16 protein-coding genes and 3 pseudogenes are annotated in these 16447 nt (G+C 59.4%); 15 read left to right on the top strand and 4 right to left on the bottom strand.

The features are described from left to right. Window positions 1–190: 190 nt before the first annotated feature. A complete protein-coding gene (locus ACE10W_RS05820; RefSeq protein WP_018647482.1) occupies window positions 191–1645 on the top strand; it encodes a DUF1521 domain-containing protein in 1455 nt (484 codons plus the stop codon). A 154-nt stretch (window positions 1646–1799) separates the two neighbouring features. After that, window positions 1800–2864, top strand: coding sequence for an IS630-like element ISRj1 family transposase (locus ACE10W_RS05825; RefSeq protein ID WP_011084514.1), 1065 nt, complete (start codon window positions 1800–1802; stop codon window positions 2862–2864). 570 nt (window positions 2865–3434) lie between these two features. Here ACE10W_RS05825 and ACE10W_RS05830 read toward each other — a convergent pair. After that, on the bottom strand, window positions 3435–3638 hold the full coding sequence (locus ACE10W_RS05830) for a hypothetical protein (protein WP_011084616.1): 204 nt from the start codon (window positions 3636–3638) through the stop codon (window positions 3435–3437). A 416-nt stretch (window positions 3639–4054) separates the two neighbouring features. Here ACE10W_RS05830 and ACE10W_RS05835 point away from each other — a divergent pair, with 416 nt between their 5' ends. Beyond that, window positions 4055–4231, top strand: a complete 177-nt coding sequence (locus ACE10W_RS05835; protein ID WP_161966260.1) for a hypothetical protein — start codon at window positions 4055–4057, stop codon at window positions 4229–4231. A 556-nt stretch (window positions 4232–4787) separates the two neighbouring features. On the opposite strand, the gene ACE10W_RS05840 is transcribed toward ACE10W_RS05835, so the two are convergent. Continuing rightward, window positions 4788–5480: a secretin N-terminal domain-containing protein gene (locus tag ACE10W_RS05840; RefSeq protein WP_020608155.1), complete on the bottom strand. Its 693-nt coding sequence runs from the start codon at window positions 5478–5480 to the stop codon at window positions 4788–4790. 182 nt (window positions 5481–5662) lie between these two features. Here ACE10W_RS05840 and ACE10W_RS05845 point away from each other — a divergent pair, with 182 nt between their 5' ends. Genes ACE10W_RS05845 through ACE10W_RS05895 form a run of 11 tightly spaced genes read left to right on the top strand, consistent with a single transcriptional unit; the run spans window position 5663 to window position 14086 of the window. Next, the gene (locus ACE10W_RS05845; protein WP_026312858.1) at window positions 5663–6163 is read left to right on the top strand and encodes a nodulation protein NolB; all 501 of its coding nucleotides are present in this window, start codon (window positions 5663–5665) and stop codon (window positions 6161–6163) included. 8 nt (window positions 6164–6171) lie between these two features. After that, window positions 6172–7035 (top strand): type III secretion system inner membrane ring lipoprotein SctJ, encoded by an 864-nt coding sequence (gene sctJ / locus ACE10W_RS05850; RefSeq protein ID WP_011084621.1) that lies wholly within the window; start codon window positions 6172–6174, stop codon window positions 7033–7035. An 11-nt stretch (window positions 7036–7046) separates the two neighbouring features. Next, window positions 7047–7685 (top strand): nodulation protein, encoded by a 639-nt coding sequence (locus tag ACE10W_RS05855; RefSeq protein WP_011084622.1) that lies wholly within the window; start codon window positions 7047–7049, stop codon window positions 7683–7685. After that, window positions 7682–8302, top strand: a complete 621-nt coding sequence (sctL, locus tag ACE10W_RS05860) for a type III secretion system stator protein SctL (RefSeq protein ID WP_011084623.1) — start codon at window positions 7682–7684, stop codon at window positions 8300–8302. The genes ACE10W_RS05855 and sctL overlap by 4 nt, the downstream gene beginning before the upstream one ends. Continuing rightward, window positions 8299–9654, top strand: a complete 1356-nt coding sequence (gene sctN, locus ACE10W_RS05865) for a type III secretion system ATPase SctN (RefSeq protein WP_011084624.1) — start codon at window positions 8299–8301, stop codon at window positions 9652–9654. The genes sctL and sctN overlap by 4 nt, the downstream gene beginning before the upstream one ends. Next, window positions 9630–10166, top strand: coding sequence for a hypothetical protein (locus ACE10W_RS05870; protein WP_011084625.1), 537 nt, complete (start codon window positions 9630–9632; stop codon window positions 10164–10166). Before sctN ends, ACE10W_RS05870 begins: the two co-directional genes overlap by 25 nt. Further along, window positions 10163–11284: a type III secretion system cytoplasmic ring protein SctQ gene (gene sctQ / locus ACE10W_RS05875; RefSeq protein WP_011084626.1), complete on the top strand. Its 1122-nt coding sequence runs from the start codon at window positions 10163–10165 to the stop codon at window positions 11282–11284. Before ACE10W_RS05870 ends, sctQ begins: the two co-directional genes overlap by 4 nt. Beyond that, the gene (gene sctR, locus ACE10W_RS05880; RefSeq protein WP_011084627.1) at window positions 11277–11942 is read left to right on the top strand and encodes a type III secretion system export apparatus subunit SctR; all 666 of its coding nucleotides are present in this window, start codon (window positions 11277–11279) and stop codon (window positions 11940–11942) included. The genes sctQ and sctR overlap by 8 nt, the downstream gene beginning before the upstream one ends. Window positions 11943–11944: 2 nt before the next feature. Next, window positions 11945–12220, top strand: coding sequence for an EscS/YscS/HrcS family type III secretion system export apparatus protein (locus tag ACE10W_RS05885; RefSeq protein ID WP_011084628.1), 276 nt, complete (start codon window positions 11945–11947; stop codon window positions 12218–12220). Between the two features lie 10 nt (window positions 12221–12230). Continuing rightward, the gene (gene sctT, locus ACE10W_RS05890; RefSeq protein WP_011084629.1) at window positions 12231–13052 is read left to right on the top strand and encodes a type III secretion system export apparatus subunit SctT; all 822 of its coding nucleotides are present in this window, start codon (window positions 12231–12233) and stop codon (window positions 13050–13052) included. Next, window positions 13049–14086, top strand: a complete 1038-nt coding sequence (locus ACE10W_RS05895; protein WP_011084630.1) for an EscU/YscU/HrcU family type III secretion system export apparatus switch protein — start codon at window positions 13049–13051, stop codon at window positions 14084–14086. The genes sctT and ACE10W_RS05895 overlap by 4 nt, the downstream gene beginning before the upstream one ends. A gap of 9 nt (window positions 14087–14095) precedes the next feature. Here ACE10W_RS05895 and ACE10W_RS05900 read toward each other — a convergent pair. Continuing rightward, window positions 14096–14878, bottom strand: a pseudogene (locus ACE10W_RS05900) (IS5-like element ISBj2 family transposase). 107 nt (window positions 14879–14985) lie between these two features. Here ACE10W_RS05900 and ACE10W_RS05905 point away from each other — a divergent pair. Further along, window positions 14986–15779, top strand: a pseudogene (locus ACE10W_RS05905) (IS630 family transposase); the annotation flags it as partial. Between the two features lie 254 nt (window positions 15780–16033). Here ACE10W_RS05905 and ACE10W_RS05910 read toward each other — a convergent pair. Then, a pseudogene (locus tag ACE10W_RS05910) lies at window positions 16034–16339 on the bottom strand (transposase); the annotation flags it as partial. Window positions 16340–16447 lie beyond the last annotated feature (108 nt).

Consider the following 16447-nt stretch of genomic DNA (forward strand, 5'->3'; position numbering starts at 1 on the left):
CTCGTGCGGTTACGGTGATGGGGCGAGAGAGGATCTCCATAGGCTGCCGGTTCTGGCAAGGGAATTAGTCGTTCGTTCGGATGAGCTGATCAGGCGCTCTCATGCAGATCTGAAGCGGCGGATCTTGGGTGACTATGCGCGTAACGCTCACAGTTTTACAGATGTCGTCTATGCAACAGGAGTGAACTAAATGCAGTATCTTCCCGTGGCCGGCCTGCCAGTGGTGGGTGCGCCCGACTCGATGAACGGAGTGGCGCCGGAGGGCGCTGTTGTCACTCCCACCTTCAACGCCATGTTGGGGCAATATGCCCCGGCGAGCTACCAGTACTTGCCGGTAGCCTCACCAGCCCTCGTCGGTACGGCCGTTGGGAGTGTCGTTCCGGTCGTCGTGGCGCCAGCCGTCGTTACGACGCAGGCGTACATGATGGCGCCTCCTCCTTCCACCATGCTGATGAGCCAGCTGAATCAGAATGCCGAGCCTGCTGTGGATCCGGTGTGGACGCATGAGGTCAAGGATGGCAAGGCCACGATCAACCTTGGGGACAAGTATACGATTACGGCCAATGAGAAGGATGGCACGTGGACAGTCCGCAACAACCAGACCGGCCATGTCACGGTCATTCATGGCGACCCGCACGTTGATGCCGACGGAGACGGCAAGGATGACTTCGATTTCAAGAAGGATATGACGTTTCAGCTCGACGACGGCACGAAGATTACTGTGAATAATGTCGACTACGGCAATGGCCAGGCCATCTCTTCAAAGCTTACGATTACGAACGGCCACAACGCGATCGTTGTCGAGGGGCTCGGCGACGACAAGGATGGCAAAAACAATCTGAGGGTGTCGCAGTCCAACGCTGGGATGACCCTTGACGAGTTGACGTCTGATGGTGCCCAAACGATCCATGAGAGTGGACAGGGATGGGTCGATGGCGCCGGACGCGCCGTGAATCAGGCGAGTATCGACGACGGCGAGCAAGGGCGTGGGCCGGGCAACTACCGGTATGCAAGCGGAGCGCCCACCTCTACGGCGCCCGTCTTCTTCGTTCCTCCTCCGCCGCCGCCTCTTGCGATGGTGCCTGTTGCGGCTGCCCAGGTGCCCACGCAGTCTTCTCAGCCGGCGCCAGTGTGGTCACATGAGGTCAGGGACGGCAAGGCTGAGATCAAGCTTGGTGATAAGTATTCGATCTTGGTCGACGAAAATGACGGAACAGTGCTCATTCGTAACAGTCAAACAGGCAAGATCACCTCGATTAAAGGCGATCCCCACGTCGATGCCGACGGTGACGGCAAGGTCGACTTTGACTTCAAGAAGAACATGACTTTCCAGCTCGACGACGGCACGAAGATTACTGTCGACACCGTTGATATCGGCAAGGGCAAAACGATGGCCTCGAAGCTGACCATTACTAACGGCGACAATGCCATGGTCGTCGAAGGGCTTGGAGACCGCTTTGACGGTAAGAACAATCTCAAGGTGACGCAGTCGAATGCGGGCCGTACGCTTGATCAATTGACTTCGGACGGAGCCCAGACGATTTATGAACAACCAGGCTCGGGCTGGGTTGACCGGTCTGGACGCCAGGTGAACCAGGAAATCATCGACAGCAATGAGAATCCAGGCACAACGTCCGATGCTTGAGTTGGCCTGAGGTCTGGCTGGTACTGCGAAGCGGTTCCAGCTTATGGGATAAGTCACTGAAGTGGGCGCTAGCGCCCGCTTTTCGTGTTCAGTGAGGAGATGAAGATACTAGTACCCACTTTTCTTGGAACGTGAGTCGTGATTCAAGGTCGGGATGATACCCGAAGCAAGAGAAGTCCACCTTTCGAGGAAAGATCGCAAGGTGCTTGAGGCGTGCTGTCGCTCACCGGTGACGTTGCAGCGCGATTTGAAGCGGGCGCGGATAGTTCTGTTGGCGGCGGATGGGCGCAGCACCCGGTCGATCGCCAAGGAAGTTGGGGTCCAGCCGCGGATTGTCAGCCTTTGGCGGCATCGCTATGCCGACCATGGCCTTGAAGGGCTGCAAGACAAGCCGCGGCCTGGCAAGCAGCCGATCTATACGAAGACGACCGACAAGCGGATTCTGAAGCTGCTGGATAAGCCGCCACCGCAAGGGTTTGCGCGCTGGACCGGCCCCCTTCTGGCCGAGGCGCTGGGCGATGTCGATGTCCAATATGTCTGGCGGTTCCTGCGCAGCCACAAGATTGACCTGGTGGCTCGCAAGTCCTGGTGCGAGAGCAACGACCCGAACTTTACGGCCAAAGCCGCCGATGTTGTCGGCCTCTATGTCGCGCCGCCGGCGAAGGCCATTGTGCTGTGCGTGGACGAGAAGCCCTCGATCCAGGCTTTGGAGCGAGCGCAGGGTTATCTGAAGTTGCCCAATGGCCGCGCCTTGACCGGCCAAAGCCACGATTACAAGCGGCATGGCACCACAACATTGTTTGCGGCGCTCGAAGTCGCCACCGGAAAGATCATCGCGACCCATTCAAAACGCCGGCGCCGCGTCGAGTTTCTCGATTTCATGAACAGCGTCACCGCGACTTTTCCGAACCGCAAGCTTCACGTCATCCTCGACAACCTCAACACCCATAAAAAGAACGAGGACTGGCTCAAGGCCCACCCCAACGTGCAATTTCATTTCACGCCGACAAGTGCGTCATGGCTCAATCAGGTCGAAGTATGGTTTTCCATCTTGCAGGGGCAGTCGCTCAGCGGCACCTCCTTCACGAGCCTCAAGCAGCTTCAGGAACACATCGATGCCTACGTCAACGCATACAACGACAGAGCCGAGCCCTTCGTCTGGACCAAGAAAAAGGTCCGTCAACGCCGTTTCAAAGGCCGCCGTATCACTCAGCTCTGATTCCGGGTACTAGGTGCGGCGGCCTCGATGAGGATCTTAGCTCTTAGCGTGATAGGGGCAGTCTGAGCTTTGGCGCCAATTCGTAGCGACAAATACGCCATAACTCAGGATCAGGCAGCAGCAACATGCCTCGATGCTGAGGGGGAGCGGTCCCCGGAGTTCTGCAGATATGGGCGCAGCGAGCGCCAAGTCTGCCTATGTTCCGGAAAATCTCGGAGGATCTCTCTAGCGCACGATCTCGCGGGCGGCTGCAGAACCAATCGAGGATAATAGATGACGAAGTTCATCGGCGGGGAGCGCTCGGGCTCGCTTAGAACGTCTGGTGCCCTGGCTAAAGAGCGCTCCTGATGAACCCTCATCGAAGAATATGTGACACGGCGGCATGAGCAAGTCGCTGCGGCGTCTTCCGAAAGTTGCGAGGTCCTGCAGAACGGCCGCACCGCCTGCCTGGAGGATCACCTAAGACGGTCTAGCGGCTGCTGTTGCCAAGTCCGCCTGCTTCACCCGATCGTTTTCGGTTCGGCTTGCCGTCCGTCAGGTCCTCCCTGTGCGCGTCTGATAATCCGGCCTTCAGCCATCATCTAGCTCGCTCATAGCGTCATCCATGTCTGACTGGGTATCGCTTATGACCTGGGTAGCGACGGCAACCAGAGCTTTTTCGAAGGCCCGCTGCAACAATGCTGCGTGCGAGTTGTCGCCGCCGTTCGCGGCGTTATCGGTGTTTGTGCCAGCGTCTGGCGCCGTTGCTGCGATATCGGCTGCGCCTGTGTCCATGTCATAAAACTCAGATAGCGGCGGTGCCGCGAGATGACCTATTCCTTTCGTGCTAGCAGGGGCAGCTTGCAAGAAGCTGACGAAGAGTGAGGCCGGATTGATGCCGCGATTCGTGCCCCGAGTGATCTCAGGTGGTCCGGTGTTTGGAGGTTTGTGCGAAGAACTGTGCTGGTTCTAACAACCGGTATGTTGAAGGTATTTAGGGGGGCCGGTCATACCCAGACTATCCTGATCCGCAACGCGCTTACCTTCATCTCGACGACATGGATCGCCTCGCGGTCCTTTCTGGCGGAGCTTCAGAAGACCCAGGTTGGGGCGGTCCCGCCTGCAATGGCCGGGCATGCGAGGGGCCGGCGTGCGGCGGCTCATCCTGAAAAAGGGGCGGTGCGCGATGGTCCTGCATGCGATGTCCCCGCTTGAGGCTCACCGTGCCGTGGCTCGGCTTCCGATGGGCCGACATCCAGAGTCTGCCATATCACATCTTGATCGAAGCCGGGATGTTCCTCGATCGCCTGAGCTATGGCCTGCGGCGAGAGATGCTGCTGGCCGTTGTCCGGCTCTGGCGCAGCGACGGCCGCAGGCGCGGCATATAGATTATCCTGCCAACCCGAGTCTGGCCCAAGGGGATGCGCTAAATCTGGGTAAGGCGGATAGAGGTGTCCTGTCTCCAAGTATGGAGAGTAGGGATGGCCCGCGTCGAGATAGGGTGAATAAGCCTCGCCCTGCAGCACTGGATGGGCGACTCCCTGCGCCGAAGCGGGAGCCTCTGAACCGCTGAGCTGCCGCTCGAACTCGGTTGCATCTGTAGCCGTCCGTGCTGTGTCGGGCTCCGGGCTCGTATTCGCCGGGGCGACTGCATTGAAATCCACCCTGTTTCTCCTTCCAACTGATGACGCGCATTGAGCTATGCGAAGCCTCAGCTAGCTCGGAAGCGCGCGTGCGGAGGCCCACATTGATCTTTAATGCCTCGCACTGCGTGAAGGCAGCGCTACCCAATTTCCCTCGAGCATCCGGTCTCTTATCCATCTATCGGGCTGCCTCAAGCAGGGCAGCCGTCAAGACCTCGCAGGCTCATGCTGGGGGCTTTAGCTTTCGAAAAGCTGACGATCGGATGCGACTTCAGTCGGAGCGGTCTTGCATCTTCGACCATCACTTCTGGCCTGGACCGGCTTCGCGCACAGCGCCCCCATGAAGCGGCGTTTCGGGAGAAGCTTCCGGCCGCCCGTCCCGGAAGACCGTGCTCGAGGAGCCGCGAAACAACATCAAAACCGACTCGTGTTGTGACCTCTCGGCGGCGGGACTGCGCCGGGCCTGCGCTTCCGCCACAAGGCCCTTGAGGGTCTGGTCCACCAGCGCAACAAATCTGGGTGGGCCAGAAGCAAGGATGAGGCCCTCTCCCGGGGCAGGTTTCACGATATAGCGCTCATCCGAGATGTTGAGCGCGTCGAGCGCGGCCTTGAGCGCATCGAAGCTGATTGGGTTCAATACAATGAGCCGGCTTTGCGCCTCTTGGGCGGCGGAGATGTAAAGGACAAGTCCGTCATAGTACCACTGGAGATTGTACAAAGCAGTCAAACGGTCAAGGAATTCTCGTGGCGGCAGGTCCGGCATTCGTCCACGAATCCGGCCCCTGACGTCGGCGCTGACATTGACCCTGATATTGAGATTGTTTCCGAACTCCTGCAGCGCCGCAGCAAGATCCTGATCGAGAACGGTGTAGCTATAAGGGGCGGGCGGCAGCGAAAGGGATGCAGCAGACGTGCGCAAAATTCCGACACAGATGAGAACACCGGCACAAAAAATTCTTTTTAAGATATGTACCACCGTGGACCGCGCGAGCATTCCTTGACGCCTTCCGCTCATTATGAAGTTAGAGTTTCGCCGCAGCTTGGAAGCCAAACGTGATCATTAGATGACCAAGTCAACCTGATCTCCGTCAGGTTTTCGTCAGCTCGGCAGCCTATGAACTTGATCGGTTCATCGGCTAAAGCTTAGGTCATCAAACCAGCACAATGACACACTCCATGTTGTTAGGCGCAACGCCGATCCCTCCCAGTTCAGCCGGTTGTCTTTCCGGTGCCTGCTCTCCGGCAGCTGCTGGCGAGCAGGCGCGTTTCGAGCAGTCCCTGGCGCAAGTAGCTCCCAATCAGGGGTCTGCTTTCCCGACCGCGAATCCACCCGCAGCGACTCCTCCGATATTGGAGGTCCAGCGCACGAATGTGCTGGCAAGTCCGCCGGGCGACCGAATCCTCCAAACCCTTTCCGGCATCTACCAGGGTCGAGCCGTTTCTCCGGCGATTGCGCCGGCTGTCGTAAATGGGGTGCAGCCTGGGCCGGCTGCGCAGCCACTTTTGCCGGCGGATAACGCCGGAGCCAATGCGGCTGTTAAGCCGGTTGGAGCTGATTTCGAATCGATGATGACGAATCTGCGAGACGTCTACAAAGACGTTGTTCAGGTTTCCCTCGTCTCCAAGGGCACCAGCGCCGTCAGCTCGTCGCTAAACAAGCTGCTATCGGCCGGCTGAGTAAGCTGATGACTGGCGATATGAAGAGGGGGAGCTCCGGCGGCCGTCAATCGTGGCGACGGCTTCGCGTGTTTCTTGCTATGCCCCTTCTCCTCTCGCTGATCGGCTGTAAGACCGATCTCTACACCAAAATTCAGGAGCGCGAGGCTAATGAGATGCTCGCGCTTCTCCTTGGCAAGGGCGTTGATGCTGTCCGTGTTGTCGCCAAGGACGGAACCAGCACAATCCAGGTCGAGGAAAAGCAGCTCGCTTATTCGATTGACCTGCTCAATGTTGAGGGGCTGCCGCGCCAATCCTTCAAGAATCTCGGCGAGGTGTTCAAGGGATCGGGCCTCGTTGCCTCGCCGATCGAGGAGCGGGCACGATACGTTTATGCTCTAAGCGAAGAATTGTCGCGCACGATCAGCGATATAGATGGCGTCCTTTCAGCACGCGTTCACGTCGTTCTGCCGAAGAACGACTTGTTGCGGCAAGGTGCGACCCCATCCTCGGCATCGGTCTTCATTCGACATGGCTCCAGCGCGAGGCTTTCGGCACTATTGCCGCAGATCAAGATGCTCGTCGCAAACAGCATTGAAGGGCTGTCCTATGACAAGGTCGCCGTTGTCTTCGTGCCGGTCGAGCGCGCTCCAGTCGAGCAGTCTGCCGGTCCGGGAGTCCCTGTGGCTCAGTCAGCAAGAGCCGGCTCATCGCCGTTACTTGCGCTTGCTGTAGGAAGCGCCGGAGCGGTATTCGGCATCGTCGCTTGCGTATTGCTGGGCCCGCGCATGCGTCAGTTTGGAAAATCATCGCGTAAGCTGAGCGTGTTCGGTAGGGGCTCGCGCCTGTCTGCTGACCAAGCGGCGGGCAAGATGATTGCTGATGCGTCATAGTCTGGACGCTCATGCCGCCATCAATGTCAACCACAGCCACAAAAACCAATCGCTCGTTCACGCTCGCAGCCGATCGGCTGCGCGAGCTTGCTGCCTCGGCCGATCCCGGTCGTTTCGCCGGGCTTCTTGACCCGCTGCTTTCACCTTCCACTTTGGCTCGGCTACAGCAGAGTGCCAGGCTACAGCCAAGGCTCGCCGAACTGCTTTTGGGCAGCAAGGGGGAGGTGAGCTGCGGCGACTGGAGCGAAGATGCTCTCCTGGGGCATGATCCGCGGCGGGCTGCGCTGCTCGCGGGCGGCATTTGGCATGCACGCTCCATCCTCAAGCTGTTCTCCAGGCACGATCTGCCTGTGTTGGTGGAGTTGATCGGTGCCGAGGCGCATGCTTTCGCAGTCCGGCATTTATCCTGCGCCGTCGCAACGGCCCCGATCGCCGATCCAGAGCAATTGTCCCGACAGATCGAATATGACGGGCATGCTTGTCTCGGCGCTTGGCTCGAAGAGACTTCATCGCTTGCTCGTATCCGCGTGCTTCTACGCTTGCCCGCTGGGACGGCCGCCGAGAGCTCAACTGCCGAGCACCGTAGCGCAGCAGGCCCGCTGCTTTCCCTCGTCATGGCTCATTTGCGCACTGAGGATGCTGGGGCATGACGGCCGATGCCCTCGCACCACCCGCGGCCCCGAAGATTCGGGCTCTTGGACCGCTGATCCCAGCTGCGCAGCTTGAGATCTGGCACGATGCCATACAGGCGCTGGCCGCTGCCGAGCGGCATCTGCAGCGGGTTCGAGGGTGGGCACGCCTGGCTTATGAGCGGGAACGTGCGCAGGGCCGCGCCGAGGGTGCAAAGGCTGGCGCAGAGGAAATGGCCCGGCTGATTGCGCAGGCGACTTGTGAACTGGCCCAACGCAAGGCGGTTCTGGAGCGGGAATTGCCGCAACTGGTCTTTGAGATCGTTCGCGATCTGCTTGGCGCATTTGATTCGGGCAAGATGCTGGTCCAGTGCGTTCGTCATGCCATCGAGCAAAGATATAAAAACACGGAGGTCTGCCTTCACGTATCCCCACTGAAAGCCGACCTGCTAGCCAGTGAGTTCAAGGATTATGACGGACTTGAGGGCCGGCCGAAGCTCAGGATTGAGGCGGATCCGGCGCTGAGCGCGGACCAATGTGTTTTATGGAGCGAGTTCGGCAACGTCGATCTTGGGCTTGCCGCGCAGCTGCGCGCGCTGCGCCTCGGCTTTGGCTTGACGGAGGAAGCTGAATCGTGACCGTGCAACGACCGACCCATCATGCCGCGGCCGCAGAAGGAACCGTAAAGGCCGCACTCTCATCCTTAAGATCTTCCGCCAAGCACATCGATACACGCGCTGTCCGCGGCCGGATCACGCGGGCCGTGGGCACGCTGCTGCACGCCGTCTTGCCGGAGGCCAGGGTCGGAGAACTGTGCTTATTGCAGGATCCTCGCAGCGGATGGTCGCTCGAGGCCGAGGTAATCGGTCTGTTGCCGGATGGGGTGTTACTCACGCCCATCGGGGACATGGTGGGGCTGTCCAATCGCGCAGAGGTGGTGACGACCGGGCGAATGCAGGAAGTGGCTGCCGGCCCCGATTTGCTCGGCCGCGTGATCGACAGTTTTGGCCGGCCGCTCGACGGCAAGGGCCCTATAAAAGCCGGCGAAGCCAGACCGCTGCGCGGCAGGGCGCCTAATCCGATGAAACGGCGCGCGATTGAACAGCCGTTCCCGCTCGGCGTCCGTGTCCTGGATGGTCTTCTCACATGCGGAGAAGGTCAGCGGATCGGAATTTATGGTGATGCCGGTTGCGGCAAGTCGACGCTGATGTCGCAAATCGTAAGAGGCGCAGCGGCCGACGTCACTATCGTTGCGCTGATCGGCGAGCGCGGTCGAGAGGTGCGTGAATTCATCGAACGTCATCTTGGCGAAGCCCTTCACCGTTCCGTCGTTGTGGTGGAGACTTCCGACCGTTCGGCGATGGAGCGGGCCCAATGCGCCCACATGGCGACAGCGCTAGCCGAATATTTTCGTGATCAGGGCCTTCGCGTCGTTCTGATGATGGATTCTTTGACGCGCTTTAGCCGCGCCATGCGTGAAATCGGACTTGCCGCAGGAGAACCGCCGACCCGGCGCGGATTTCCGCCATCCGTTTTTGCACTGTTGCCGGGCTTGTTGGAGCGCGCCGGCATGGGCGAGCATGGCTCCATTACGGCCTTCTATACTGTGCTTGTCGAAGGTGACGGCACGGGTGATCCGATAGCGGAAGAATCACGCGGCATCCTCGATGGCCACATTATTCTCTCCCGCGCGTTGGCCTCCCGGGAGCATTTTCCGGCGATCGACGTGTTGTCGAGCCGCAGCCGCGTCATGGATGCGATCGTGTCCGTGCCGCATCGCAAGGCGGCATCCTTTTTCCGTGATCTGCTGTCACGGTACGCTGAGGCCGAGTTCCTGATCAAGGTCGGTGAATACAAACAAGGCTCTGATCCGCTGACCGATCGGGCGATCGCCTCGATCGAGCAACTGCGGGCCTTTCTGCGCCAGGGGCAGGGTGAGGCGTGCAGCTTTGAGGAGACGATCGCATGGATATCGCGTCTGACCGCCTAAGTCCCGTTCACGCCTCGAAGCTGCGGCTCGTAAAGGACATGCGGGAGCGAAGCGCCATTCGTGAATTGTCTAACATGGAAGCCAAGCGCCACCTTGCGATCCAAGCTGTCCAACGAGCTTTCGAGCATCTTACACATGCCGAAGAGCGCCGGGCAAAGCTCGAGGCAGAGCTCTATCGGGAGATGCTAGCAGCCGATGCGATGTCTGTTTGCGAGCTGCAGCGGCGCTATCATCTCATCATCGGCCGGCTCACAGACGAGATTGCAGCGGCGCAGCAGGTTCTTGAAAATGCCCGTGCTGCTCAGGCGCAAGCTGAGACTGCGGTTCTTGAGGCGAGGGCCGTTTGGGCCAGGCGTTCAGCGGCGAGCCAGAAATGGCGTGAGATTGATCAAGACGTTCGGCGCACCACGAGTGCTCATTTCGAAGCCGCCGCCGAAATCGAAGCTGATGATGAAGTCTTGCTCCGCTACCGGCGCGGCCCGTCAGGGCAGACGGGAGGTGAGCCAGCATGATTGCAGATCCTCTCACGCGCGAGCTCGGGGCCTGCGGCGCGGAAGCCGCACCGGCCTCGGACCGGCCGGCTGAGCGCGCAGCCTTCATGCCGTCGCTGATCCTGTCGCACGCAGTGGCCTCGTGGCTTAACGAGATCACAGCGTTGCGTGCGCCTCTACAAGGCCTCCTCGGCGAGAAGCCGCTATCTGTGCGCGTGAGCCGGACCGTCTGGCAGGCGGAGCCGGCTGCGGCACCGATGCTCGACTGCGTCTTCGAAGTAGAAGGTGAAACCTTGATCCTGTCCTTGCCGGGTAAGCTTGCGGAAGCGCTGGTTCGGACCGTGCAGAATGGGCTTACCTTACCTTCTGAGCCGGCGCGTTCGCTGGTCCTGGAACTTGCGCTTGAACCCTTGCTTGCTGCGCTGGAAAGAATGACGCAGCGGAATCTGCAGCTTGTTCGCACCGAGGAAGCGCGGAGTACGCAGCCTTATCTTGAATTTGACGTCGCCTATGGTGAGCTCGCCAGCAAGGCTCGGCTGCTTCTATTCTCTCCGTTCGACGGTCCGGTGCCTCCGGCTTTCACCGTCCTCGGCGAGCTGCTCGGCCGATTACCGCGACAGGCGGCCAGGCTGCTTTCCGAACTCCCGGTCATCGTTGCAGGCCATATCGGCTCGCTCCGCGTCGCGATCGGCGTTCTTCGCCAAGCAGAGCAAGGCGATGCGCTGCTCCCGGACACAATTCCACTCGCGCGAGGCCAAATTGTTCTCGTTGCAGACCGATTGTGGGCCCCTGCAGAGATTGGCGGCGACAGGCTGGTGCTGCGAGGACCATTCCGCTTGCGATCCCACCCTCTAAAAAGTGAAGATGTGATGCCCCAAAACCAGATGCAACAGCAGCCCCCGTCAGAGGCGGATATCGACAGCATCGAGATCACACTCGTATTCGAATGTGGCCGCTGGCCGATGCCGTTGGGAACCTTGCGAACCATCAACGAAGGCCACGTGTTCGAACTTGGCCGGCATCTTGACGGGCCGGTCGATATCGTTGCGAACGGCCAACGTATCGGCCGAGGCGACATCGTGCGGATCGGCGAGGAGCTCGCCGTCAGGTTACGCGGCAGGTTGGCGCTTAATGACTGAAATTCAACCCAGCATCCTGGCGCTTCTTGCAATAACGGTCGGCCTTGGTCTCCTGGCCTTTGCTGTCGTCACAACTACAGCCTTTATCAAGGTCTCGGTTGTTCTCTTCCTCGTGCGCAATGCGCTAGGAACTCAATCGATACCGCCGAACATCGTCCTTTACGGAGCGGCACTCATCCTGACCGTCTTCATCAGCGCTCCAGTCTTCGAGCAGACCTATAACCGCCTTACCGATCCGCAACTTCGCTACCAGAGTTTCGATGACTGGGTGATGGCCGCCAAGGAGGGACAGGAGCCGCTGCGTGTTCATCTGAAGAAATTCACCAATGAAGAGCAGCGCCGCTTCTTCCTGTCATCCACCGAACATGTCTGGTCGGAGGAGATGCGCGGCAGCGTAACGGCAGATGATTTCTCAATTCTTGTGCCGTCGTTCTTGATTTCCGAACTCAAGCGGGGCTTCGAAATCGGTTTTCTTCTCTATCTTCCCTTCATCACGATCGATCTGATTGTCACCACGATTTTGATGGCCATGGGTATGTCGATGGTATCCCCCACAGTGATATCTGTCCCCTTCAAGCTCTTTCTGTTCGTCACTATCGACGGCTGGTCACGTCTCATGCACGGGCTAGTACTAAGCTACACCACGCCAGGAGGTTGACCATGAACGAAGCCAGCATCCTTACGCACCTCAGTCAATCGCTCGTGCTCTTCATGATCTGGGTTCTGCCGCCGTTGCTCGCAGCTCTGATCTCCGGACTGATCATTGGCCTTATCCAGGCGGCAACTCAGCTCCAGGACCAAACCCTGCCACTGACGGTCAAGCTTCTGGTTGTCGTCGCCGTGCTCGCCGGTTTTTCCCCGGTTCTCAGCGCCCCGCTGATCGACCAGGCCGAGCGCATCTTCAGCGAGTTTCCGGCACTCACCGCAAGATACTAGCAGAGCTTGGATGGCTGGCCTGTCACCCGCAGAGGCGCAAGTTCTCGTTCAGGGCTCGATCGAATTCGTCGCCGCAACCGGCCTGAGTGCGGCCCGCGCCCTAGGCATCATGCTGGTGCTTCCTGTCTTCACCCGGCCGCGTATCAGCGGCCTCATTCGGGGAAGCCTGACGATTGCGATTGGCCTGCCTTGCCTTGCTCAGATCAAGCTCGGTCTGCAGGCCTTGGACCCGAACACGCGCTTGGTTAGCGTTACCATGCTTGGCGTGAAGGAGGTGTTCGTCGGTCTGATGCTCGGCATCCTGCTCAGTATTCCACTATGGAGCATACAGGCAGTCGGCGACATCATCGATACCCAACGAGGAATTTCAAGCCAAGTTGCGGGGGAGGATCCCGCGACGCACAGCCAAGCGACTGGAACCGGGCTCTTTCTCGGTGTTACGGCGGTTACGATCTTCGTTCTGGTCGGCGGGCTGCAGACCATGGTGAGCGGCCTTTATGGCAGCTACCTAGTGTGGCCTGTCTATCAGTTTTTGCCTGCCTTGACAGTGCAAGGGGCAATGGAGTGTCTTGCCCTTCTCGATCGTATCATGATGACGACCTTGTTGGTCGCCGGGCCGGTTCTGGCCCTGCTGTTGCTGGTGGATATCTCGGTCATGATGCTCGGCCGTTTTGCATCTCAGCTCAAGATGAACGATCTCTCTCCGATGATCAAGAATGTTGCATTCGGGGTCATTATGGTCAGCTACACCGTCTATCTGCTCGAATATGCCGGTTCTGAAATCCTGACCTCGAACGACATGCTCGATCATCTGAGGAAGCTGTTGAAATGAGCTCTACGAGTGAGGAGAAAAAGCTTCCTCCGACGCCCAAGAAGCTGCGCGATGCGCGCAAGAAGGGGCAGAGCGCGCGCAGCTCCGATCTAGTGAGCGGCGTCAGCGCCTGTGCCGGTTTCGGCTGTCTGTGGTGGCGAGCGGGTGCCATTGAGGACAAGTGGCAGGAGACGGTCCGGCTGGTCGATAAACTGCAGGAGCAGCCGTTCACAAGCGCGGTGCCACAAGCGCTCAGCGGCTTGCTAGAACTTTCGATTGCCACTGTCGCTCCGTTGCTCGCCGCTGCCGTGACAGCAGCTCTTCTGGCCAATGTCCTGGCCAATGGCGGCTTTATGTTTGCTTCGGAGCCGCTCAAGCCGAAGCTCGAGAAACTCGATCCCATCAAAGGCTTGAAGCGTATCGTCTCGAAACGTTCGGCCATCGAGCTTGGCAAGACCCTGGCTAAAGTGGTTTTGCTTGGTGCGATCTTCTTTTTAACCGTGACCGCGAGCTGGAAAGCGCTGGTGTACCTGCCAGTCTGCGGCATGGGCTGTTTTGGTTTCGTCTTCACCGAGGTTAAACTGCTGATTGGCATTGCCGCTGGAGCTTTTCTGGTCGGCGGATTGGCTGACCTTCTAATCCAGCGTTGGTTGTTTATGCAGGACATGCGCATGACGGAAACGGAGGCCAAGCGGGAGAACAAGGAACAGCAAGGCAATCCGCAGGTGAAGCGCGAGCACCGGCGGCTGCGGCAAGAGTCGGCAAACGAGGCTCCACTCGGCATCAGCCGGGCCACGTTGATATTGCGGGGACCGGCAACGTTGATTGGTCTGCGCTATGTTCGCGGCGAGACCGGTGTGCCGGTGTTGGTCTGCCGTGGCGAGGGTGAAGCTGCTTCACAGCTGCTTGGTGAGGCGCGCGCGCTTCGCCTCAACATTGTGGAGGACAATGTTCTGGCGCGTCAGCTGCTCGGCAAGGCAAGGCTCGGCAACCCGGTGCCTTCGCAGTATTTCGAGTCAGTCGCAAAAGCGCTCTATGCGGCGGGGCTAGTCTAGGGTCCAGACTCAATTGAGCCAATATGCGACGAGAGCGGCGAGATGAACAGCGGCCAAAAAATTACGGGCGAGCTTGTCATATCGCGTGGCGATGCGCCGGAAGTCCTTGAGCCTGCCAAAGCAGCGTTCGATGACATTTCGTCCTTTGTAGGCGCGTTTGTTGAAGCGATGGATGACGACACGGTTAGATTTATTGGGGATTACGGGCTTGGCGCCACGACGAATGATTGCGCCGCGAAGCTTGTCGCCATCATACCCTTTGTCGGCGAGGAGCACGCTCATGGGTGGCGCGAGCGCCAGGACATCGGGAGCCGCAGCGATATCGGCATCCTGGCCTGGAGTCAGATGCAGGACGACCGGCCGGCAGAGCGGATCGCTCAGCGCATGGATTTTTGTCGTGCGGCCTCCGCGCGAGCGGCCGATTGCTTGATTGTGCTCCCCCCTTTTCCGCCGGAGCCACACCGGTGAGCTTTAATCGAGGTCGAGTCGAGCGACAGTACGACGCCGTCTTCGCCAGGCTTGGCCAGCGCTTCGAAGATTGCGCACCATCGTCCTCGCTTGGCCCAGCGATTGAAGCGATTGTAGATCGTCGTGTAAGGGCCGTATTCACGTGGACAATCACGCCATCGTGCACCCGATTGCAGCATGTGAATGATGCCGCTGACGATGCGTCGGTCGTCGTCCCGATCCGGCCCCGTCAGTCCCCTCGGCAGATGCGGTTCGATACGCGCCCATTGCCTGTCGTTCAGCCAAAACAAACCAGCGCGCATTCTCTCGCCCCCGAATCAACACGTAGGCAAGAGAATCACGTGGCGCTATTTAGGTACAGACCCTAGTCATCCGGAACGCAAGTTCGTCGCATTGGTTGATAGCTTGAATCTCGAGAGAGGAGAGCGCTTGTGGCGAATGCAGGTGGGAAAGGCCGGCCGATCGCGCCGTTGGTGCTGAGTCCGCAGGAGCGGGCGTACTTGGAGAGGCAAGTTCGTCGTCATCGTGCTGCGCGGTTGCTTTCCTGAGCGATGCCGCGCGATCCTGCGGTGGGCGGATGGCTTGCCAAGCAAGTCTGTGGCTGCCGAACTCGGCCTCCACGAACACACCGTTGGCAAGTCGCGCCGCCGATTTTTGAAGGATCGCTGTGATGGCTTGCTTGACGAGGCACGCCCTGGCCGCCCTCGCACCATCAACGACGATCAGGTTGCCGCCATGATCGATCGCACGCTGCGTACGACGCCGGCCAAGGCGACGCAATGGTTGATCCGCTCGATGGCTGCGGAAACTGGCTTTTCCCGCACCACGATCCGCCGAATGTGGTCGGCGTTCGGCTTGCAACCGCACCGTAGCCAGACATTCAAGTTGTCGAGCGATCCGCGGCTCGTCGACAAGGCACGCGACATCGTCGGCTTTACCTGTCCCCGCCGAACCGAGCCCTTGTCCTCAGCATCGATGAGAAAAGCCAGATTCAGGCACTCGATCGCGAGCAGCCGGTCTTGCCAATGATGCCCGGCATACCGGAGCGTCGTACGCACAGCTATGTGCGGCATGGTGCGACCACGCTGTTTGCCGCGCTCGATGTCGCCTCGGGGTTCGTCATCGGCAAATGCTACAAGCGCCACCGGGCAGTCGAGTCTTGAAGTTTTTAAAAGAGATCGATGCTCAAGTTCCTGAAGGCCTCGATGTCCATATCGTCATGGACATGTGTAGACGCCCCCGTTGGTGCAAGAAGAATCTTTCGAAGAGTGCGGAGCGTGGTCGGGCGCTGACATGTGTTCGGCCTTTTGTTGCGGCTGCCACATGCCGCTGGCCCGTATGGGAGTTCGCGGAACGGGTCCAATTCAACTTCGCGTGCTCGAGGCGCGTATCCATGATCTGGTTTTCCCATTCCTGTCTCGTGACCGTGCGCCATACTCTCCGGTTGACCTTCTCACACTCACGGTCCCTGCCGCGGAACTACTTCGCCGCAGCCGGAGCCCGATAGGTTCCGCCTCTCGCCATCAATGCCCAGACGATGCGCGCCATCTTGTTAGCGAGGGCGACGATCACCAGCATGGGCGGCTTGAGGGCAAGCATGCGCGCAAGCCAAGAATCCGCTGTCGAGTCTTTGCGCATTGCCCAGCGCACGGCCGCGCTCGCGCCGATGATCAGTAGTCGTCGCAGGGTTCGTTCGCCCATACGTGACGTCTTGCCGAGCTTCTGCTTGCCTCCGGTGGAGCGCTGCAGCGGGGTAAGCCCCAGCCATGCCGCAAAGTCGCGTTGCGACCGTGCACGTCGGCTGCGCGGCAAGACATTTAAGGATCTGATCCCGGCGCAGCTTCTTGCGGAAAAGCACGGTTCCTGATGCATCCGCGCCGTGCATCTGGAACA

It is taken from the genome of Bradyrhizobium sp. B025, from assembly GCF_042257955.1.
Classification (GTDB): domain Bacteria; phylum Pseudomonadota; class Alphaproteobacteria; order Rhizobiales; family Xanthobacteraceae; genus Bradyrhizobium; species Bradyrhizobium diazoefficiens.